The organism is Fibrobacterota bacterium (assembly GCA_019509785.1).
In the GTDB taxonomy this organism is placed as follows: domain Bacteria; phylum Fibrobacterota; class Fibrobacteria; order UBA11236; family UBA11236; genus Chersky-265.
The window spans coordinates 19,995-42,229 of sequence record JAEKLQ010000027.1; the positions used below are offsets into that span (position 1 = coordinate 19,995).

Sequence of the window (22,235 nt, forward strand, 5' to 3'; positions counted from 1 at the left end):
GGAAGGGGGGAGTTTCCCGCCCCCTTATGTTAGGGACTCTTAATACCCTTTCGGCAGGACCGCCCGGTCCCCGCCCATTTTCTTATAGGAATTGAAGTATTCCTCCGCCTGCTTCTTCTTGTAGGTCCTATCCGCCGCCACGCCCGCGTAGTAATAGGAAAGCGGTTCGTCCGGGCAAAGGGTCAGGGCCTGGCGGCTGGCATCGGCGATGGCCTGCAGGTTCTCCAGGGCCAGGTTGACCTTCTGGAGTTCGAGGTGCACGTCGCAGGCCCGCGGATTGCGGCCCAGGGCTTCCTTGAGGAAGTCCCGCGCTTCGTCCCGGCGGTTTTGCGCCAACATGGATTCGGACAAGGCCACGATGCCGCGGGAATAGTCCTCGTCGTCGGCGAGGCTCTTCTGCGCCCATTCCTCGGCCTCTTTCGGATCGCCCAGGCTTAGCTTGATTTCCGAGACCTCGGCCATCGCTTCGGCGGCGGGGAAGACATCGGCGGCCTGGATGAAGTATTCGGATGCCTCGGCGGCCTTCTTCTCCGCCAGGCTGGCGGCGCCCAGGCCCCGCAGCCCCAAGGCCCGATCGGGCTTGGCCACGGTTTGGGCCAGGGAATAGAAGTAGGACCGCGCATCGTTGATCTGGCCTTGGGAGATGAGGATGAGCCCGATGTGGTAGGCCGCATCCGCGAGATCGGCGCTCTTCACCAGGGCTTCCTTGAATTCCTTCAACGCCAATCCCAGGTTCTTCTGCTCGTAATGCGCGAGGGCCAGGTTGTAGCGGTAATCGGCATTCTCCGGATCCTGCTTGGCCAGCGCCGCGAGGATTTCGACGGCCTTCTCGCGATCATGCATGGCGAGCAGGGCCTTAGCCAGGCACAGTTGCACGGCCGGATCCTTGGCGAAGGCGGAGGCTTCGATCTGGCGCTTGGCATCGACGGCCTTGCCCTTGGCGAGAAGCGCTTCGCAAAGCCCGACCAAGGCGCGGGGAGCGGGGGCCTTCTGGTTGGCTTCGCCATAGAGCGGCAAGGCGGCTTCGATCTTGCCGGTGGCCCGATAGGCGTCGCCCAGGATGGTTTTGCCGCCGGGCGTAAGCTTGGCTTTCTGCGGCTCGAGCAGCTCGCGCGCCGATTCGGCGTCGTTGCGGTTCAGGAAGATATCGGCGAGGCCTTCGGCGTATTCGATCTTCTCGGGAGCGGCCTGGGAGGCTTGCGCAAAGAGCTCTTCGGCGCGCTCCAACTTGCCGTTCTTGAGCGAGAGCGCCCCCAGCCAGGCGCAGGCTTCGTCGTTATCGGGCTGCATGGCGACCAGGTCTTCCAGGGCGCTCTGGGCCTTGTCCAGGCTGCCGGCCTCGCGGTGCATACGCGCCAGGCCTTGTAAGGTATAGGCGTTGCGATCCCCCAAGGCGTAAGCCTTGTCCCAGGCCTGCATGGCCTCGTTCCCGCGCTTGGCCCCTTCCAGGGCGTCGCCGTAGCGGGCCCAGGCGTCGGCATCGTTGTCGCGCGCCAGGGCCGCGCGGCGATAGAGGGCGGCGGCGGCGGGATAGTCGGGGGCCTTCAGCTTGATCTCGCCCAGGGCCAGGCAAGCGTCGATGTTCGTCGAGTCGATACGGATCACGTCCGCGAGGGCGGCGGGGAGTTCGGCCGGCAGGGAGAGGGCCCGGGTGACGTCCAGGCGGGCGAGCGCCGCGGCCTTGTCGTTGGGATCGAAGCTTAAGGACCGCTTGTAATCTTCCAGGGCCGGCGCATACTTGCCGGCGGCTTGGCGGCAATCGCCCAGAAGGCGCCAGGCCTTGGCCAAAACCGGCTTGCCTTCGGACGACTGTTCCAGGCCCACTTTAAGCATGGCTTCGGCGGTCCCGTAATCGCGGTTCTCGGCCATCCACATGCCCATGTACAAGTTCGCCTTCTTTTGCTTGGGATCACGTTGCAGCATCAGGCCGTACATCTCCACCGCCTTGCCGGTCTCGCCCTTGGCCAGGAACTCTTCCGCCGAAGTCCGCAAGAGTTCCATCAGTTCGGAGGCGTAGGTGGGATCCCTCGGCTTCAATTCGTCGGCGCGGATGAGGTATTCGAGGGCCTTATCCTTGTTCTTGGCGTCGAGGAAGGCCTGGCCGGCGCGGAAGGCCAGGGCGGCATCGGTGGGGGAAAGGAGGGATTGATGATCGAGGGCATCAGCCATCTTGGCGGGATTCTTCAGCTGCAGCCAGGCATCGGCGGAAAGCTGCCAGGCACGGGAGGCGGCCGGCTCCAGGGCCGTCCACTTCTCCAGCCAAACGGAGGCTTCCTGGAAGCGGTTCAACCCCACGGCCAATTCCGATGCGGCCCGTAGCGCATTCACGTCGCTTCCGTCCTTGGCCAGGACCAGCGAGTAAAGGGCCAGGGCCTTGGGATCCTTGCCCAAGGCGGCGGCCAGGCCCATCTGGATGGGTTGTTCGCCCGGGAAATTGTCGTTGCCGATGGTGAGCACTTCCGCCAAGTACGGCGATTTGTTGGCATCGGCGTAGAGCCAAGCCTTGTCGAAGGCCTGGCGCAGGTCGGCCAGGGCCGCGGCCTTCTCGTCCGCCGCTTTCCCCGAGTTTGCCGCGCCGGCAGCGGAGGCCCGGTTCTGGGCCACCAATTGCCGCCATACCAGATGATCGCGGAAGGCCTTATGCGCGAGCGCCTTCTTGTCCTGGTAGGCGTACAGCTCGGCCAAGGGCCCCAATAGATCGCGGTCCTTGCCCGCTTCCTCCGCGAGGGCTTTTTCGAAGGGCATCATCCGGGCCATGTCGTAGCGGCGGTAATACTCCTTCGCGAGGATCACGCGGCCGCGATGGTATTGCGGATAGGCCTTCACCAGTTTCTCCAGTTGGGCCGGATCGCCGCTGAACTTGAATTGCAGTTCCGCCAACTGGAAGGAATATTCCGGGTCCATGCCCTTGATGGCGGAGAGGAGGCGTAGGGCGTTTTCCAGGCTGGCGGTGTCGCGCTTGCCTTCGGCCAAACGATGCATAGCCTTGAGGGCGGGGGCGTCCGCCGTATGGCGCGCGGTCCACTGGCCGTATTGATCGATCGCCGCCACCGTGTCGCGGGACTTCTCCTTGGCCTGGGCCAATTGCAATTGGTAGTCCTTGTAGGTGGCGTCCACGCGCACCAGGCCCTCGAGCATGGCCACGCGGCCCTTCTCGTCGCCGGTCTTGGCGAACAGGCCGCAAGCGGTGTCCAGCAGCCCTAGGTTATCAGGTTCGTGATCGAGGCGAAGGCGGTAGAAAGGCAGGGCCTTGGCGGGCTGGTTGGTTTTGACGTAAGCCAGGGCGGCTTCGGGGATCCATTTGGGTTCTGCCTTCACAGGGGCTTCGCCCTTGGGCCCCGAAACCAACTGATCGTTGGCGGAGCCGTAGCGGTCCCAGGCCTTGGCCGATGCCGCGGCGTCGCCGTTGTAGAAGTAGGCCATGGCCAATCCGTAACGCTCATGCAGGCTGGGGCCCCGATCCTCGGTGAACTGGTACAGCTTCAGGTTGGCCTTGAACTCTTCCGGTTTCTCCAGGGACTGGGCGTAAGTATGCGCATAGGCCGGGTTGGAGGGCTGCAAGGCGTAGGCCTTGCGGAAGCATTCCACGCCTTGATCGCCCACCTGCAGTTGGTTCCGGCATTGACCTAAGCGGTACCAGGATTCGGCGTCCTTGGGGCGCAGCTCGATGACTTCCGACAAGAGGCGCGCGGTCTGGCGATAGCTTTTGCGGCCGAAATAGAAATCCGCCAGGCGGATCAGGTGGTCGGCATGGTGGGCCGAATCCAGCTGGGCCAATTTCTCCAGCACCACCACGTAGGTCACGCGTTGCTGCGCGATGGCGGGATTGATCAGGGGCAACAGCATCTTGAAGGCCCGCAATTCATTGGGGCTGGTGGTGAGGCAGGCGCGGATGTTGGCGGTGGCGGCGGAGGTGTCCTTGGCGCGCAGATCGAGTTCGGCCAGGCGCAAGAGGCCGCCCGCGTTTTCCTTGTCGATGGAGAGCAGCATTTGCAGGGCCTTGCGGATCTTCGCGGGGTCCTGGTTGGTTTTCTCGTAGGCGAGGATCTGCACCTGGCGGATTTCCTTATCGAAATCGGGATTGACCTCGATAAAGCGATCCGCCAGCTCGGCGGTCAGTTGGTAATTCTTGCCGCGGTAGACGGCCATCACCGCATCACGATCGCCCAGCAGGGGCTTGGGCTCCAGCTTATACGCCACCGCGTAATTCGCGGCAGCCTGATCCCATTGGCCCTGGGCCGCGTAGCCCTGGGCAAGCAGCAGGAAAAGATCGCCGCTCTCGGGATTCGAACGCGAGGTCTCGGGGCGGGCGGCCAACGCCTGCAATTGCTTGAAGTGCTTGCCGATCTGCTGCTTGCTATGGATGGCGTGGGGAAGTAAGCGCAGGTAGGACTGGTTGAGGGGCGCCAGTTCCAGGGCGGACCCCAGATAGGCGTAGGCCTTGACCTTATCCCCCTTTTGCAGGAACAGCTTCGCCAATTCGAATTGGGCCTCATGCGCGCTGGAGTCGATGTTCTGGATTTCCGTCAACACGTCGGCCAGATCCTCTTTCTTCCCCTTCGTCTTCATGAGGGCGATCAGGCGATCGCGGATGGACTTGTCCTTGGGGGCCAGGTACAGGGCGTTGCGATAAAGGCCGATGGACCGATCCGGCCGGCCGACCTCCTCTTCCAAGCGCGCCAATTTCAAGATGAGATCGAGATTACCCGATTGCAGCCGCAACAGGCCTTCCATCGCGTCGGCCAGATCGGTCTTCCGGCCGGAAGAGGCCAGGGCTTCGATCAACCATAACCACGGTTTCTCATCTCCTGGCTTGAGATCGGTCCAGCGCTTGGCCCACTTGGCCGTCGCTCCTTGGTCCCCCAGAGCGCGCGCCAGTTCCGCCGCCTTCGCGACCAGGTCCGCGTTCTGCGGGTCCTTAGCCAAAAGCCCCTGATAAGCGTCCAGCGCCGAGCGCGTGATCCCCAGGGAAGCGGCGTAGTCCGCCAGGATCTCGTTGTCCTGCGGGAAGGCATCCGCTCCCAGCTTCAATACGGCTTGCAGGTTGGCGCCTTTGGTCTCCCGCGCATAGGCGTAGACCTTGTCGAACACGTCCCTGTCCTTGCGTTTGACCGCCAGCCAATGGAAATAGGCCTCTTGGGCCTGCGGGCCTTTCTTCTGCCAGGCATAGAGATCGCCGAGGATTTCCAGCAGAGCCCCGTTCCCGGGGGCTTCGGCCGCGAGGAAGGGCTCCAGGGCGGCCAACTGGGCGAAGGCGCGTTTGGAATGCCATTCCCAGGCCAACAGCAGCTTGCCCTGGCGGTAGTCGGGATTGGCCTTCACCAGCTCTTCGATTTCCTTGGTCTCGCCGCTGCGGGCGAAATAGAGTTCCGCCAACTGGAAGCGCCAGGCGCGGTCGCTGCCCTTGATCTGGGTCAAGGCCCGCAAAGCCTCGATGAGGGCGGTGGTGTCTTTCTGCTTCTCCGCGAGATCATGGTAGGACTTCAGCGCGGGCGCGTCGTCCGCGTGGCGGAAGGCCCATTGCGAGTAATAGGACAGGGCTTCGGCCGCCTGGCCGGCTTTCTCTTTCTCATGGGCCAGGCGCAATACGTAATCGCCCACCCCTTGATCTTCCTGCACCAGGCGTTCCATCATGCCCACCTTGCGCTTGCCGTCGCCTTCCTTGGCGTACAAGTCGGAAAGGGTGGCCAAGAGTTGCACGTCGCGCGGGTGATCGGCCAGGCGCTTCTCCAGGATGGGTTTGGCCTTATTGACCTGGCCCGCCTTGAGGAAAGCCAGGCCGGCGGTGGAATCGTCGTTGGCTACGGCCGGATCGAGGGCCAACAGGGCTTCCCATTCCCGGGCCGAAGATCCGTACTCGCCGTTCAGGTAAAGCGCGTGGGCGAACTTATGCCGTTCGCCCTTGTCCGGCTGGTTGCGGGCGATCAAGCGGAACACGTCCACGTTGGCCTTGAGGGCCGCGTCTTCTTCGATGAGGCCGGCGAAAGCGCGCGCATAGGACACATTGGTCGTTTCCAGATGATAGGCCTTCTCCAAGGAGACGTCCGCGCCTTCCCGCCCGAGCTTGGCCTGGCTCATGCCCAGGCGATACCAGAACTTGGCGTCGTTGGCGAAGGATCCCGTAAGCTTGCCCAGGGTTTCCGCCGCTTGGGACCATTTACCCTGGTCGAAAAAGAAATACCCCATTTTCAGTTCATAGCCCGCCTGGTTGGCCGGTTCCAGGCGCGCCTGGTTGTCCAGCACGGCGAAATACAGATCGCCGTCCTTGGCCTTGGCGGCCAGGGGTTCGACGAATTGGAGCCCGCGCTTGTCGTCGGGATGTTGCTTGGTCCATTCCTTTCCGTGGGCCAGGGCCGCGGCGGTGTCCTTGGCGGCCAAATCCAGCTCGGCCAATCGCAAGTACCATTGATCGTTATACGCTTCGGACGCGATCAGATCCTGGATGGCCGCGCGCATGCGGGCGGACGGCACGTTGAGGGCATCGAGCGCGGAAACGCGAATGCGTAGCACTTCCTCATCCTTGGGGTCCTTCGCCATGTAGGCGTCGGCCAGGCGCGCGGCGTCCGCATTGTCCTTCACGGCGTACAGGTCCAGGATGGGTTGGCGATGGCCTTCGATGAGCTTGGCGTCCATGCGCAGCACGCGCGCATAGGCCTCAGCCGCCTTTTCCTTGTTCTTGAACAGCGAATAGCCGCGTCCGACCAGGAGCAGGGCCTGGGGGGTGGGGCCGGGGCGCTGGACCAGCTTTTGTAGCAAGGAAAAATGCTTGAGGATCTGGGCGTCCGTGGTCGCCACCTGGGGCAAGAGATCGGCGTATTCCTCCTTGTCGCCCGAATTCTGCAGGGCCTTCTGCAAGTACTTGTAGGCGTTCTCGCGATCGCCCGTTCCCAGGAAGATTTTCGCCAATTGGAATTGGAAGGCATGATCGCGCGGGTTCTTCCGCTCGTTCTCCACCATGGCCGAAAGCCAGGGTCCCGGCTGCGGCCGGCCGGCCGCCAGGGCCAGCATGCGGGCCTTGGCCTCCGGCTGGGTCGGATTGAGGTCCAGTACCGCCTTATACATCTCCAGCGCGAGGTCGGGATGTTTCAGCTCTTCGTGCAAGCGGGCCATGGCCAGGGGATAGGCGGCGTCCTTGGGCGCCAGCGTCCGGCAGGTTTCGTAGTAGAGCAAGGCCTTATCCTTGTCCGGCTTGGACAACAGCTCGGCCAAATGCCGGTTGAACTTCAGATCGGAAGCGAAACGCCCCGCGACCTGCAGGTAGATGGCGATGGCCTTGGGAATCTCGCCGCGGGACTCGAACATGGCGCCCAACCCGCGCGCGGCCGCGAAGTCCTCCGGCATCAGCTTCAGGTATTGCTGCCGCAGCTCCACCGCCTTCGCGCTGCTCTCCCCGTACAAGCCGGAAAGCTCCAGGACCACCTTGGCTTCATCGGGGCCGCCCTTGTCCTTCACGGCCAGCTTCTCGAGGACGGGAAGCAGCTTTTCCTTCTGCAAGGGATGCCGATAGTAATCCGCCAGGAAATCGAGGCCCGCGTCGGAGCCGGCATTGCGGGCCCGGAAGCTTTCCCATTCCTTGAGCGCCTCCGCCCGGGAGCCGCCATACGAGAGCGCGATGCAGAATTTCTCCCAGTCCGCCTGGGCGGAACGGACGTCGCGCATCTGCGCGAACCAGGCCAGAGCCTTACGGTATTCCTGGAGCTCGAAGTGGGACAAGGCGAGCAGGCGGATGGCCTGCGGGGAAGGCTTGCGCAGCTTGAGCAGGGCGCGCCGCGCCTCGGCGAAGCGTCCCGCACGGTAATGAAGTATTGCCGCCGCCTCCTGCCAGGCTTCTTGCCCGGGCTTACGCGCCAGGCGGTTTTCCAATTCCACCACGAAGCCCGCCGTGTCGACGCCGATGAAGTCGCCTTTCAGGATCTTGCCCACGGTGGCTTCCACCATGCCGTCCTGATTTATCTCGCCGGACGATGATGGTGTGGTTTTGGCTTTCGCGCCCGCCGCTTGGACGGGTCGCGCCCCCGATCCGGCCAAGGCCGCGGCGATGGCGAGGATCAGCATGCTCCCGCGCAGGGAGGATTCATTGTGGAGGAGTGGGGACTGCTTCATGACGGACTACCTCGAATTGCGGTAAAAACACACGGAACTGGCCTGGAGGAAGGCTTTCCCATTATGGCACCGGAGGCTCGGATGTCAAGTTCAGGGGCGGAGTTAACCAGTGCCAGACCCGGCAAGGCGATTGGTTTTTTTGAGCGTGGTTTCTTGTTTTATCAGAAAGCAGCGTCCTATAATGATGGCAGGAATAGCATGGAAACCGTTTTCGACCACGAGCCCTCTCCCGAAGAATTGAAATACCTGTTCCTATCGGGCCGGTCCCCGGAAGATCATTTGGCCGCCATCGTGGATCAGGAAAGCGAATACGGGAATATTTACGCCCTGTACATGATCCGCGGGAACCGGGAAAAGGCCTTGGAATACCTCAATCGGATCCGGAATCCGAAAGAGCGGTTCCATCGCAAGCCGCCCGAATCCGGCTCCTTGGGCCCTTAGCGTTTTTGGTTTGGGTCCTAGGGAATTATCAGGCTTGCGCGTGACGCAGAGCACGTCGAAATCCCGACCCACCTGGGAAAATATCCTTACAGTATGCTCACCCTCATGGATACCCCTCCGTTCCTGGAGGAGATGGAAAAGAAGGCCAAGCAATTAGGCCAGTCCCTCGCGGCCTCGCTCCAGGGAAAAGGCCAGGTCCGCGTCTTGACTCGGGACTCGGAATTGCTCACGGTCGCCCCGACTTCCCTGATCCGCATCGTCAAAGGCGTGTTCCGTTGCCAGCATGGCGAGAAAACCATCCGCCTGTATTCCAGCGGCGATCTGCTTTTGGCTCCCGGCTGCGGAGAAGCCGGCGGGCTTTCCATCACGAGCGAATTCGGATCCGAAGTGCAAGTGGTGGCGAAGGAAGACTTCCTGCTGGCCCTCTCATCCGATGCGGATTTGCTATCGGACTGGCTGGCTTACCAAGCCTTGGAAAGCCGCATCGTGCATCTGCTCTGCTCTCTCTACATCGCCGAGGATATCAAGCACGAACCGGAGATCCGCCAATACCAGGAAGGCGAGATCATCATCCGGGAGAACGATCGCCCGAACGAGGTCTACGAAATGCTGAGCGGTACGGCCTCGGTGACCGCGCGCGGCTTCAGCCTGGCCAAGATCAAACCCGGCGAAGTGTTCGGCGAACTGAGTTTCTTCACCGGCCTCAAGCGCACCGCCACCGTATTGGCCTTGGAGCCCTGCCTGGTCCAGGTGATCGATCAGCAGCAATTCCTGCGCATCATGAAATACCGCCCCGCCATGGTGGACGGGCTTATCCGCACGTTGTGCCATCGCTTGGTGGATCTGAACGTCAAGATCAGCACCCCGGGCTGATCCGATCAGCGTATATTCGCCAGTTTCCCCTCCAAGGATTCCGCTTCCCCGTTTCCGCCCTTCGGAGCCACCGTGAGCCGGTAGAACGCCACGCCCTTGTCCCGCGGACGGACTCGCAGGTCCAGCGCCCCCGCGGCCGCCAGGCGATCCACCGATGCCGATGTCCGGCCCGATATCCCGAACAGTTCCAAGCGAACGCGCGCCGGGCGGGCGAACTCCACGCGGAACAGGGCGCTGCCATCGGGCCCCAACGCGGCCCTGGGACGGGAGGAGAGGAGCGGTCCATCCGGGCGCGGGAGCGTCCCAACCGGTGATTCGGAGTCGACCCACAGGCCGTTGCCGAAGAGTCCCGCATACAGGCGGCCATCGGCCACGGCGAGGGCGGTCATATCGTCCTTGGGCATGCCCGCCACGGTGGGCTGCCAATCCGAGGCCGACGCCGGCCAATAGGAGACCCCGGACCCTGAGGCTGCGGCCACCGTCTGGCCGTCCCCGGCGACGAAATCATGGGGCCCCGATCCCGGGAGTTTCACGGCGGACCAAAGTCCTCCCGGCAGGGGAAAGGAGTAGGACCCTTCGCCATCGCAGGCGTAGACGGCATTGGCGCCCCGCGCCAGGCTCCAGGCGTCCTCCTGGTCGTTCGGCTTTCCCATCCCGCTCCATCCTTTCGCTCCTGCGGTATCGATGGATTGCACTACTCCGAACCCGTTCGCCACGCTCAGATACAGGGATTGGAACCCCGCGGCCATTCCCAGATGCCGTCCGTACAATTGGTATTCCCCGGGAGGTTGCGACGGGAAGCCTAAAGCCCAGGATTTCCCGGAGTCGGAGGAAGACCACAGTCCCGCCTCCCACGAGTCGGCGAAGAAACGGCCCTGGCGATAGGCCAGGGAACGGACCGTTGGCGGGCCCGCCGGGATGGCGGACCAATGCGCTCCCCAATCGGGGCTGCGGAAGAGGCCCTGGCGGGTGGCGAGCACCAGGTTCGAACCCGAGGCCGCGATCGCCTTCAGGCCCGTCGAATACAACCCCGCTCCGGGGGCCTCGGTCCAGGCGGCCCCGTCGCGGGTGCTCCACAGCCCTCGTTCCGTGGCCGCATATAAACGCCCGCCCAGCGTATCGAGCGCGAAGACCTTGGCTTCGCCCTTCCCGAACACCGGCTTGCCCCAATTCGTCCCGGCATCGGAAGAGGCGTACAGGCTATCCCCCGTGATCGCGAAGACGGTTTTCCCGAAACCGACCAGGGCCGTGAACGCGGGACGCGCCAAGAGGGAAGGGGCCCAGGTCTGCCCTTGGTCCCGGGAGGCGAGCAGATTGACGCTATCGGTCTTGAAGATCGAGTTCCCGATCTGCGCCTGCAGGTGGAAGCCCTCCTGGGTCAGGAAAACCGAATCCGGTTCCCACGTGCGTCCCTCGTCCCGGGAAAACCAATATCGTTGGTATAGGTATTCGTAGCCGGCGAGGACGTACTTTCCCGACGCGAACAGATGATCGGGATAGGGTCCGGTCGAGGCGGCCCAGGGCCCGCGCAGCGTTTGCCAGGTCTTCATCCCGTCGCGGGAGACCAGCAGGGTGTCCTGGGAATAGGGACCGCCGTCGCCGCGGATTTCGAACGCGGCCGTGGACGAGAAGGCGAGAATGCCGCGGTTGTCTTCGTTCCAGGGCGACCAAGTCCGCCCGGTGTCGTCGGAGAAGGACCAGTGGCCGGCTTGATCGCTGCCCAAGGCGAAGATCCGGTTCCCGTGGACTACGAAATTGCCGGCCCCGGCAAGACCTTCATCCGAATGCGTCCAGTGGGCGCCCAAATCGGTGGAACGGTACAAGACGCCTCCCGGGCCTGAGCCCCGGGCGAACAATATATTCCCAATGGCGAAGACCGAATCCACGTAATAGCCGGTGCCTGTCCCGGGAGTAGCCGTATAGGAGGGGAGCCCTTCGTTCCGCGCTTGCCAAGTCTTGCCCGTATCCGTGGACATGTAGACGCCCGCGGAGCGGACGATCCCGCCCCAGCTGCCGCTGGTGAACAAGGTCTTGCCCACGACCGCCACGCCGCTGGCCCGGAAGTAACCCAATTGCGGGTCGTCCGGGACCCCGCGCGGGAGATCTTCCGCGGTTTTCTCATCCCACATTACCAGACCCTCCGGGCCCTCCGACCAGAGGCGTCCCAATTTCCGGTCGATCCAGCCAGGAATGCTATTACCGGTGCGGTCGTAAAAACGCGAACCGACTCCCCAAGTCCGGCCCGAATCATACGAACTGGCACAGGCATTCCATCCGCAGGCATAGAGCAGCGAACCGTCCTGGAAAAGGGAGTTCGCATCCATCCCCAATCCGTAATCGTCCTGGAAGAAGGGCGGCGGCGTCCTCCAGGTGGCCCCTTTATCTTCGGAGAGACGCGGCACTCCGTCGGCGGCGCCCGCCATGATCCGCTTCGCATCGCCCTTGAGCCGCTCGATCGATCCCATATCCCGGTTCAGCCTTTTCCAGTTGGACCCATTGTCGCAGGTGGAAAAAAGGCCGGTGGCCGCGGTCGCATACAGGCAACCGGCGGCGGAAAACAGGCGTCCGCCGGTGCCCGGGAAACGTGCATCGCGGGGAAAGCCCGGCGGCCGAGTCGAAGACCAGGTTTTGCCCGAATCCAGGGACCGGAACATCCCCTCGGGGGTCGTCGCCCAGAGGGCGCCGCCATGGGCGGCGATGGACCAGATGGGATCGTGGGAGGAAGAATCCAGCGGCGGAAGCGGGAGGGCTTTCCAATCCGCATGGCAACCCAGCATGCCGGCAAGAATCACGGCGGCGATACGATCGGTTGATGTTCCCATTCGGCCTCCAAATCATCGTGTGATTCGAGCAATGCCTATGCCAATGATGATTGTAAGTAGAATCCGGGGGATTCCGCAGCGTAAGTCCCCATTAGATGCGGGACGATCAACAATTGCATCCCCTCGCCGATCATTCCGCAGACATCGGGCATCCCGAGGGAATCTGGGCCGGTGGGGAATGTCTGCTCCTGGCGTCGGATAGAGCCGCCTTGCCCTCTATGGGCGGGGCGACTCGGAGCGAAAGCGGGTTGTTAAGGAACCCTCTCGAACAAAACGCCCCGACCCTCCGCATCCCAGGTCACGTGGGCTTTCCGCCCTTCGCGATCCACGATGATCACGTCCAAGGCCTTCGCCTTCAACGTTCCGTCCAGGGTAAGGCTGGTGCCGTCGCGGTAGTCGATCGCCATCGACAGCGCCCCGTCTTCCGGAGGCGCGCCCGAGGGAATGGGCTTGGATGAGATGAAGCTGAATTCCGCCCGGCGTTCGTCGCCGCTCTTCTGCGTCGACACCGCGCGGATGGCGTAGACGGTATCGTCGAGCGGGCTATCGAAATCGGCACCCAGTTTCATGGTCAGGCGCACGTGGAGGGTGTCCAGCGAATCGGCGGCGGCCGTGCCCACCGTGGAGAAATGGGCGATGACGGTATCGCGCATGTCGAAATCCGGGGCGCCGTCCCGGGACAAGACTTCGCCGGTCGAAACGCGATGGGCCGGGTCTTCCATTTCGAAGCGGACGCGCCGCACTTCCTTGGCGTCCACGTGGTAACGGACCACCATCCGCAAGAGGGCGCGCGTCCAGAGCGCATCGGGATGATCCGCGGAAGGTCCCTTCTGATACAAATCCAAATCCACCACCGAGGCTTTGCCGTTGTCTATGGCTACCCCGTCGCTGTCGGCATCGGCGTATGAAGCGAGCGCCAGGGTATCCGGGCCCTGCGTTTTCGTCCAGGACGCCGTGTAGGTCAGGTTGTCGGGCTCGGTGGAGAAATCGTTGTCCGGCCCCGGTCCCACCGTGAGCACGGTCTTTTCCAGAACGCCTTTGTCCAAGGCGGTCAATACCAGCGAGGCCCGGGAGGATCCGCCCGACACGGGATTGACTATCCCGTCGCCGTCGGCATCGGAGATTTCGGCCGTCTCGATGCGTCCGGAAACGAAAGTCGTGACGCTCTTGACGTGGATGATGGTCTCGTTGCCCTTGATGGTATCGAGCGCCTTCGCATCGAGGCAGACTTGTACGCTATCCTTGGTGTAAAGCTTTTCCGGCGCCAGTTTCGCGAGGGAGTCGGTCCAGGTGGCGACCAATCCGGTACACCCGGCCGCCGCTTTCGCCAGGGCATGCGCCGCCTCGAAGCCGTTCGCGGCTTCCTTGGCGACGGCCAGCTTCGCGGCCGCCACGATGAAGCCGCCGGCCGTTTGCAGGCTGTCGCCCAGGTCGGGCACGCCCAGGTCGCCCGACTTCTTGCCTTCGTCCAGGAATCCGCTTACGCGGGCGTAGACGCTGTTGGGGAATTCATCCACCCCGGCGTGCTTTTCGCCGCCGACGATGCAACCTAGGAGGCATAGGGCCGAGACGATGGCGGACAGGGCCGCTGCGCGGCGCGCCGGAGACGGGAAGCGATTGCCTGAGGATCGAGCGTCCATGGCTTCAGGTCTCCTTCACGTGGCTGCGGGGGAAATGCTGGATGTTGAATTGCATGACGCGATCAGGCTTCTCTTCGCGCTTGGCCAAGGCGATGATCTCTTCGCGGAACTTCTCGATGCGGCGCTGGATTTCCTGGAAGGTCTCCTTGCCGACGGTGAGCAAGGCGGAGTAGATGTAGCGCTCTTCCTTGGGGAACATGAACAGCGCATCGGCGGCCTGGATCACCCATTCGCGGTTCAGGCGCTTGACCAGATCGCCCATGGAAGGCGCGGGCTCCTGGTTCTTGTTCGCGGGATGGTACCTTCCGTCCGGCGCTTGCGCCACCAATCCCCATTCGCAAAGGTCGCGCACGCATTTCTTCAAGGTGGCCACGGGAATGGTCGGCCGGATGAAATGGGCCAGGGCATCGTAATCGCCGCGGAAGTCGAAGACCTGGATGGCGGCGCGGACCAGCGGGTAATGGTAATCCTGGTAGTACTTGCTGTTGATCGGGTTGAGCCGCACGAAAGAAGAACGGTTGCGGCGGAACAACATCTGCCGATAGAGATCGTCGCGCTCTTGGGGATCCTTGCTCTGGCCGTAGGCGACCAAGAGCTTGAAGTATTCGGCTTCGCCGGCCTTGAGGCCGAAGGCGGCGGCCAGTTTGTCTTGGGCGGAGTCGCTTAAGGTGCGCCGGCCCTTGACCACATCGTTGAAGAAGCCGGGATTGCTGAAGCCGGCGTCGGCGGCCAGGCGCCTATGGGTGTACTTCCCGCCATCCTCGGCGGGCGCCTTCCGCTTTTCGGCGAAAGAGTCGGCGAGGAATTTCCGGTAATCCTCGTATCCGTAGACGTCCATATCCGCAGTATAGCCAAAACCCGGTAGGAAATGAAGTCGTTTTAGATTCAGGATTACAGAAAGTGGGATAATATTCCAAAAATAGAGGCAAAAACCCTCATAATTTGAGGAATTACTTAGGAAGAATGATTACGGAATGAGAGAGGGAAAGTCGGGTTCAGAAACTGCCCCCGGCCCCGCCTCCCCCGAATTTTCCCCCGCCGCCTTGGAAGCCTTCCGGGATTTTGCCTTGCGAAGTCCCTCCCCCGAAGGAAGCCCAGGCCGCCAAGGCTTCCGCATCCAACAGGCTTCCGCGCGCTTGGCGGCGGCGTGGCTCCGTGCTGAGGCCGAAGCGTGGCGTACGGAAAGCCCTCAGGCAGGCCCAGGCTACCGCCAACAAAACGATCCCGATCAGGGTCAATCCCGTCTCGACCGGCATCACGTTATGGTAGGCCTTATAGGTGAGGACCGCCGCGGCGATGGCGATGAGGCCTGCGTCCAGGTAGAGCCGATCTTTCCGCGCCAGGCCCCATGCCACGTAGCCAACGGGAACGGCGAACGTGTAGGCGTAGAAGGCCCAGGCGAAGGGAAGCGCGGGACCGGCTCCGGACGGAAGCATGGGGTAGCACCATTCCCGCACCACCCAATAATTCCCGGCGGCGTAGGTGAGGGCGAGGGCCAACAGCCGCAGAGCCGTCCAGATCGGATCCCAAGGGGCGAGGGCAGGGGATCTCAAGGCCCGGCTGCATGCCCAGGCGCTGAGGGTCGAGTACGCGATCATCGAGAGGGGAAACAGGAATATCCCCGTCATGCCCGGATAACGGCCCGAATCCAGCACGACAAAGGCCAGCGTCGCGTAGCCGAGAGCCGCCAGCAAGCGATCGGCGTACCGCAGGGCCGCCGTTCCCAGCAAGGCCGCGATGGGCAAAGCGAAGGGGGCATGAAGCGGGCTCCCGTGGCGGTAACCGGCGAAGGTAAGGAACGCGCAGATCACGCAGGCCATCCCCGTGTAGCAAGCTGCTTCCTCCACGCCCGCGCGGAAAAACGGCTTGGCCTGGCGCATCAGCATCTCGGTGGTTAGCAGGCAAGCGATGCCGGATACCAGGAACAGCGTTCCCATACCGGTATCCCCATCCGCGATCTCGCCGGAGAAAAGGAAGAACAATCCCAGGGCGGCGGAAACGCAGATAACTCCGAAGAAGAAAAGCCCGATGCGGAAGAAAGGGTTGGGGGAGTAGAAAGGCTGGGGGAAATCCGCCAGCAGGGTTTCGGCCGCGGGCGTTTCGATATAGCCTTCAGCGGCCCAACGGGAGATTTCCCGGCGGCGCGCGAGAAGGTCCCAATCCTTCCGCTTATAGGCCAGCATGTTCCTCCCCGGACGATTCGCTTCCTTGCAGCCCTTTCAGGTTGAGGAATAGCCCGATGGCCCCGGCGCAGGAAAGCAGAAAGTAGAGGAATCCCATCTCGATGGACGCCCATCCCGAGATGAGCATATGGCGGAAAACCATGATGGTGACGGCAACATAACCGTATGCCACGGCCACCAGAACGTAATAGGCGCTGCGCAGCCGCCGCGCGTAGACGAAGAGTCCGCCTGCTCCCGCCGCCGCAAGCAGGAAATAGGCGGCTTCCCCGAGGCCTCTATTGGCCGACATCCCGCCAATGCAGGAAAGGAAAAGAAGATGCGCCGCGAAGTTGCCGTAGCTGAACGCGAAATGGGGCTTCCAGCCGCGTCGCCCGGAAAGCCAGGACGCGATGCCCCAGGCTCCCGCCAAGACGAGGCCCGTGAACACAGGTTGATGCGAGTCGAATAGGCCCGCGCGCATGGCCGCGACGGGCGTCACCGCGACCCCCGCCGCCGCGCACAGGCCCGCGACGCCGAGTTGCAACACCCCGCGATGATCGAAGCGGTAGGCGAGGAACAGGTAGAAGACGGCGGGCAGGACCAAGGCAATCGCGGTATGCTCGCCGAAGGGAGAGTAGCGGGCTTGCAGGTATCCGACGAAGGTGCCCGTGAGAAGGGCCCCGAGCCAGAGCGCGTAGTCGGCGCCCGATGCGATGCGGGGGACGTTTTCCCAGGCAAAGGCGGGCGCGCGCCGGAAGCAGTAGGCGAAGCAAGCGAGGGCCCCCAGGGCGATCGCCGCCAGGATGGCTTGGTGGCCGATGGTCCCGATGTTCTTATAGACCAGGATACCGAGCCCGGCGCTCAAGGACAGCACTCCGAGGGACAGGCAGGCGCGCGCTTCCCAGAAAAGGGAGAAGGGCTTTTCGGCGTCACGGGCTTGGATGCGGGCCAGGAGCCCGTCGGGTAGGGAACCGGTCGGGAAGGCGGTTCTCATCCAGGCCGGCCGGGCGCGGAAGCCGGTGCGGACGTCCTGGCGGAGGCGGCGCTTTTGGCCTCGGCGGCTTCGGAGAGGCGGGCCTTGAGCTCGTGCAATTTCAGCATGGCTTGCATGGGGCTCATATGATCCAGGTCCATGCGCAGCAAATCCTCGTAGGCCTTGCGGTGCAAGGGATTCTCGATTTCGACCACGGTCGGTTGGAACAGATCGATTTGATCCTGGGGCGCGGATTTGGTTTTCCGGCCCGGGGCGAGAATGGAGCCAGAGTATCCCGGCGCCGCTTCGCGCACGCTCTCGTCGCCTGACGCGGGGGATGGCGCCGCGGCCGGAGCGGGGGCGTGGCCGGCATCGGGCGCAGGCAAGGACGGGCCTGCGGCCAGGCCATGGCTCTCCAGCCCGGCCAGGATGTCCCAAGCCCGCTCGATCACCGAATCCGGGACGCCCGCCATTTTGGCCACGTGGATGCCATAGCTGGAATCGCAGCCCCCTTCGATCACCTTGCGCAAGAAGATCACCTGGCCGTCCGCTTCCTTCACCGTCACCTGCACGTTACGTAGGCGCGGCAGGCTTTGGGCCAACTGGGTCAATTCATGGTAATGGGTCGCGAACAAGGTGCGCGCGGCGATGCGCGGATCCTGGTGCAGCGCCTCGGTGATGGCCCAGGCCAGCGACAAGCCGTCGTAGGTACTGGTCCCGCGACCGATCTCGTCGAGCAGGATCAGGCTGCGCGGGGTGGCGTGATTGAGGATGTTGGCCGTCTCGATCATTTCCACCATGAAGGTGGACTGGCCTTTGGCCAGGCGATCGGTCGCTCCCACGCGGGTGAAGATGCGATCGACGATGCCGATACGGGCCTCGTCGGCGGGTACGAAGGAGCCTATCTGGGCCAAGAGGGCGATAAGGCCCACCTGGCGCAGGTAGGTCGACTTACCGGCCATGTTGGGCCCGGTGATGAGCAGGATCTGCCTGTCCGCGGCGTCGAGATGGACGTCGTTGGCGATGTAAGCGCCTTCCTCGGTAATCGATTCCACCACGGGATGGCGTCCTCCCACGATGCGGAGGGCGGAGTCTTCGGCGAGGATGGGCCTTGTGAAGCGGAGATCGCGGGCGGCTTTGGCCAGGCAGCAGAGGACGTCCACCATGCCCAGCACGCGGGCGGCCTCCAGGATCTCGCCGGCTTCGCGGCTGACTCCGTCGCGGATTCCGCAGAAGAGCTTGTACTCGAGGGAATTGATCTCGCCTTCGGCCCCCAGGATGCGGCTCTCCCACTCCTTCATCTCGGGGGTGATGTAGCGTTCGGCCCCGACCAGGCTTTGCTTGCGCAGGTAATGCGGGGGAACCTTGTCTTCCTGGGCCTTGGTGACCTCGATATAGTAGCCGAATACCTTGTTGTAGCCGACCTTGAGGGTATGGATTCCGGTGGCCTCGCGCTCGCGGGCCTGCAAGCCGTTCAGCCATTCTCGGCCGTCGCTGATCCCGTGCACCAAGGTATCCAACTCGGGAAAGGCCCCGGCCCGGATCATGCCGCCTTCCCGCACCGTGAGGGGCGGCCTTTCCGTGAGGAGGCCCAGCAGGCGTTCGCCCCGTTCCCGCATGGCCGCGAGCTTTCCGCGCTCGCGCGCGAAGATCGGCGACCGCAAGGATTCCAGGCATTGCCCCACGGCGCCGGCTTCCGTCATGGAGAATCCCAGGCCCTGCAGATCGCGTCCATGCGCCCGAGCCGCGCCGCAGCGGGCCACGATGCGTTCCATATCGTTGATGGCTTGCAAGTGCTTGCGCAGATCTTCGAGGGCCTCAGGCCGATCGAGCAGCTCTTGCACCGCGTCCTGCCGTTCGCGGATGGCTACCGGATCAAGCAAGGGGTGGGTGAGCCAGAACTTGAAGGCGCGCCCGCCCATGGCCGTAACGGTCCGGTCCATCAGATGGAACAAGGTCCCCTGCTCGTCGTCGCCGTGCATGGGCCGGATCAGTTCCAGGTTGCGGATGGTGGCCGCGTCCAAGGTCATGTGGCTATCGAACCGCGCCGGCGTCAGGCGCACCAGATGATCCAGCTCCGACTTCTTATTGTCCTTGACGTAGGCGAGGGCGGCGGCGGCGGCCCGCAGGCCTAGATGCATATGGCCGCAGTCGAAGGCCTCCAGGGAATGGACCTTGAACTGCCGGGCCAAGGCCGCGATGCCTTCTTGCAGATTGAAGAATCCCTTGGGCAAGGCGGTGACCAGCACTTGATCCTGATCGTGCAGCTCGGCCAGCGGACCGGGGAGTTCGGCGGCCTCGGGGAAAAGCACTTCCTGGACGCCCAGGCGGTAGATCTCGTTGGCGACCTGCTCCAGATCCCCTTCCATGACCACGAAGCGTCCGGTGCTGAGATCCAGATAAGCCAAGCCATAGGGCGATTCGGTTTTGATCCCGGGCCTGGGCCCGGAGGCGTAGGCGGGGGAAGTCGCGTAGGCGGGAACGTCTTCGGCGACCCCATCGGCGACCGAAGCGCCTGAGGCCAAGGCGTTCAATGTCAAAGCGGCCCCGGCCGCGGAAGGTTGCGCGTCCGGACCGCGCACCAGGGATGCGGGCCACAATGCGGCCAGGTAATTGTTGCTCTTGGCGTCGAGGTAGTTCTCGTTGATGGCTGTCCCGCGGGTCACCACCTCGGTCACCTCGCGGCGCACCACGCCTTTGGCCTCGGCGGGATCTTCGACCTGCTCGCAGACCGCCACCTTGATGCCCGCTGCGATGAGCTTAGGCATGTACCGTTCGATGGCGTGGTAGGGGAAGCCCGCCAAAGGGGTCTTGTCGGTCCCGCCGTGGTTGCGCGAAGTGAGGGTGAGCCCCAGGACCTTGGCCGCCGTGACCGCGTCCTCGTTGAACAGCTCGTAGAAGTCGCCCATGCGGTAAAGAAGCAGGGAGCCGGGATGCCTGGACTTGATGTCCAGGTATTGCTTCATCATGGGCGTGGCAGACATAGGATTCCCTGCGGTGGGTCGATGTTTAGGGTACAGGGTACAGGGTTAAGGGTATCGGCGCCGAGGCGCCGGTGGGTCGATCCCTCTAGATCTTAACCCTGTACCCTGTACCCTTAACCCTGTACCCTTCTTCATTCCAATTGATCCAAGGACATTTGCTCCCCGTCCGGTTCCTGTTGCTCGATTTCGATGACCGTCCCATCCTGCCCGATCTGCGGGATCAGGGCTTGGGCGTTCACGATGGCCTCGAACTCGGTCAAGCGCGGCAAATCGTCGGGGACGCGGTTCACGCCGAAATAGCGCATGAACTCGCGGGTAGTGGAATAGGTGAAGGCGCCGCCCATGGCGTCGGTCCGACCGTTCACGTCCACCAGCTTCTTCTCCAGCAGGCTTTTCATGCAACCGTCCACGTTCACGCCGCGGATGGCTTCGATCTCGGCCTTGGTGATGGGCTGCTTATAGGCGATGATGGCCAAGGTCTCCAGGCTGGCCTGGGACAGCCGGCGGGGATTGCTTTCCTTGAACAGCTTGCGCACCCAGGGATAGTATTGCGTGCGCGTACGCATGCGGAAGGTGCCGTCCACTTCCATGATTTCGTAGGGTTGCCCTTGCGCTTCGAAGTCCTTGTTGGCCTGTTTCATGAGGCGCCGCAGGGACGCCAGGTCCCAATCATCGCCCATGATTTCCTTCAAGGAGCGCCCGCTCAGGTATTCGTTGCTGGCGAAAAGCAAAGCCGAAAGGAGTTTGGCGGGCTCCGGCGTCCAGGCCGATTCGACTTCTTCGCCTTCCGCCTCGCCGACGGTATCCAGCGCGGATGAAGCGGGCGCGGCTTCCGCATCGACCGCGATTTCTTCCGTTGGGGATGCAGGCGCGCTCTCGGCCGCCGGCGTTACCGGGGTCTCGTCTTGGGAATGGTCTTCGGGAAGATTCAACTTTGGGATTCCTCGTCCTGGCGGCCGGGTAGGCGCCTCAATCTTCGTCCTCGGGAATGTCGGAGGTGACCTCGCCGGAAGATGCTTCGCGCATCCGTTTCATCAGGTCCCTCAGGGCGGCATCGGCGATGGGATCCGGAGCGTCCGGCTCGCTGGCAGGCCGGGAGTCCATAGGGGCCTTAGCCGTCGCGGCAAGCGTTGCGTCGCCGGTTTCCCCGCTGGCTGTTTCCAAGGGGCCGGCTTCGCCGTTGGCGGCTTCCGAAGGGATATCGTTGCCGTTGGCGCCTTCCGCGACCGCAGCTTCCGGCCCCGCGGTTTCCGCGCCAGCCGCTTCCGAGGGCTTGGCGTCTCCGGGAAGGATCCCGTTCTCCAAATCCCGCAGTGCCTCTTCCAAGGCGTTCTTCACCGCCCGCTGCTTGATCTGCTCCTGCACGATCCCGACCAGGCCGGGCTTGAACTCGGGCAAGGTATCGAGCATGGATTCGTCGTGTTTCAGCTCCAGTTCGTAGTCCGCGGCCTTTTGCTTGCGGTAGACCCATATCGGCCCCATGGCGCGGCTCTGGCGGAACAGGATGCGGTCCAGCTTGGCCAATTCCAGGATGGCCATGAAGGTCACCACCAGCGAGATGGTGCGCGTGTCGTTGGCGAACAAATCCTCGAACAGGCTGCGGCCTCGTTCGGTCAAGGCGATTTCCACCTCTTGCATGCGGTCTTCGATGGTGACATCGTCGATTTCGACTTCGTGGACCGGCAGCTTGGGCTTTTGCAGCACCACGCTCCGGAAGGCGGACATCAGGTCGAAAACCCCCGCCTCTTCCTCCAGCTCCGCTTCGCTCTTCTCGTCGGCGGTTTCCGGGCGGCCGCGGCCATAGGCCCCGAAATGCCGCGATTCATGGTTCCGCAACACGCGGGCCGCTTCCTTGAACTTCTGGTACTCGAGCATTTGCTGGATCAGCATTTGCCGGTCCAGTTCATACTCCATCTCCTCCAGTTCGTCCTTTTGGTCGGCAGGGAGCAACTCGCGGGCCTTGAGGCGCATCAGGCGGGCGGCCATCACCAGGAATTCCCCTGCATTGGACAGGTTCATTTCCTTGATGCCGTCCATATAGGCCAGGTATTGATCGGTGATGACGCTGATTTGGATCTGGCGGGGGTCCAGCTCGTTCTTCTGGACCAGGTACAATAACAGATCGAGGGGGCCTTCGAAAACCCCCAGCTTCACCTCGTATTCGGTTTCGATAATCTGTTTGCTTGGCAAGGACATAGGCGTCTTGAAGATCAGTCGCACCAAGGTAGAAAAGTGGC

General features: G+C 63.1%; 11 protein-coding genes. 2 read left to right on the plus strand and 9 right to left on the minus strand.

All coding sequences use genetic code 11. The features are described 5' to 3' along the window. Nucleotides 1-39: 39 nt before the first annotated feature. Complete coding sequence (locus JF616_05835) at nucleotides 40-8,103, minus strand: tetratricopeptide repeat protein (protein MBW8887265.1); 8,064 nt, start codon at nucleotides 8,101-8,103, stop codon at nucleotides 40-42. Nucleotides 8,104-8,301: 198 nt separating this feature from the next. Here JF616_05835 and JF616_05840 point away from each other — a divergent pair, with 198 nt between their 5' ends. Together JF616_05840 and JF616_05845 are read left to right on the plus strand one after the other, a co-directional pair. Further along, nucleotides 8,302-8,544, plus strand: coding sequence for a hypothetical protein (locus JF616_05840; GenBank protein MBW8887266.1), 243 nt, complete (start codon nucleotides 8,302-8,304; stop codon nucleotides 8,542-8,544). A 93-nt stretch (nucleotides 8,545-8,637) separates the two neighbouring features. Further along, complete coding sequence (locus JF616_05845; protein MBW8887267.1) at nucleotides 8,638-9,417, plus strand: cyclic nucleotide-binding domain-containing protein; 780 nt, start codon at nucleotides 8,638-8,640, stop codon at nucleotides 9,415-9,417. A 5-nt stretch (nucleotides 9,418-9,422) separates the two neighbouring features. Here the strand turns inward: JF616_05845 and JF616_05850 are convergent, their stop codons facing one another. From JF616_05850 to JF616_05885, 8 genes are all read right to left on the minus strand, one after another. After that, nucleotides 9,423-12,239 carry a hypothetical protein gene (locus JF616_05850; protein MBW8887268.1) on the minus strand — a complete coding sequence of 939 codons (2,817 nt, stop codon included), beginning with the start codon at nucleotides 12,237-12,239 and terminating at the stop codon, nucleotides 9,423-9,425. A 251-nt stretch (nucleotides 12,240-12,490) separates the two neighbouring features. Further along, nucleotides 12,491-13,879 (minus strand): hypothetical protein, encoded by a 1,389-nt coding sequence (locus JF616_05855; GenBank protein ID MBW8887269.1) that lies wholly within the window; start codon nucleotides 13,877-13,879, stop codon nucleotides 12,491-12,493. 4 nt (nucleotides 13,880-13,883) lie between these two features. Further along, the gene (locus JF616_05860; protein ID MBW8887270.1) at nucleotides 13,884-14,717 is read right to left on the minus strand and encodes a TIGR02147 family protein; all 834 of its coding nucleotides are present in this window, start codon (nucleotides 14,715-14,717) and stop codon (nucleotides 13,884-13,886) included. Between the two features lie 157 nt (nucleotides 14,718-14,874). Then, nucleotides 14,875-16,062: a hypothetical protein gene (locus JF616_05865; protein ID MBW8887271.1), complete on the minus strand. Its 1,188-nt coding sequence runs from the start codon at nucleotides 16,060-16,062 to the stop codon at nucleotides 14,875-14,877. After that, entirely contained in the window at nucleotides 16,049-17,035 is a 987-nt protein-coding gene (locus JF616_05870; GenBank protein ID MBW8887272.1) for a DUF2157 domain-containing protein, read from the minus strand. Before JF616_05870 ends, JF616_05865 begins: the two co-directional genes overlap by 14 nt. Continuing rightward, complete coding sequence (gene mutS, locus JF616_05875) at nucleotides 17,032-19,998, minus strand: DNA mismatch repair protein MutS (GenBank protein ID MBW8887273.1); 2,967 nt, start codon at nucleotides 19,996-19,998, stop codon at nucleotides 17,032-17,034. The genes JF616_05870 and mutS overlap by 4 nt, the downstream gene beginning before the upstream one ends. A 131-nt stretch (nucleotides 19,999-20,129) precedes the next feature. Further along, nucleotides 20,130-20,930, minus strand: coding sequence for an SMC-Scp complex subunit ScpB (gene scpB / locus JF616_05880; protein ID MBW8887274.1), 801 nt, complete (start codon nucleotides 20,928-20,930; stop codon nucleotides 20,130-20,132). Between the two features lie 37 nt (nucleotides 20,931-20,967). Next, the gene (locus JF616_05885; GenBank protein MBW8887275.1) at nucleotides 20,968-22,194 is read right to left on the minus strand and encodes a segregation/condensation protein A; all 1,227 of its coding nucleotides are present in this window, start codon (nucleotides 22,192-22,194) and stop codon (nucleotides 20,968-20,970) included. Between the last annotated feature and the right edge of the window lie 41 nt (nucleotides 22,195-22,235).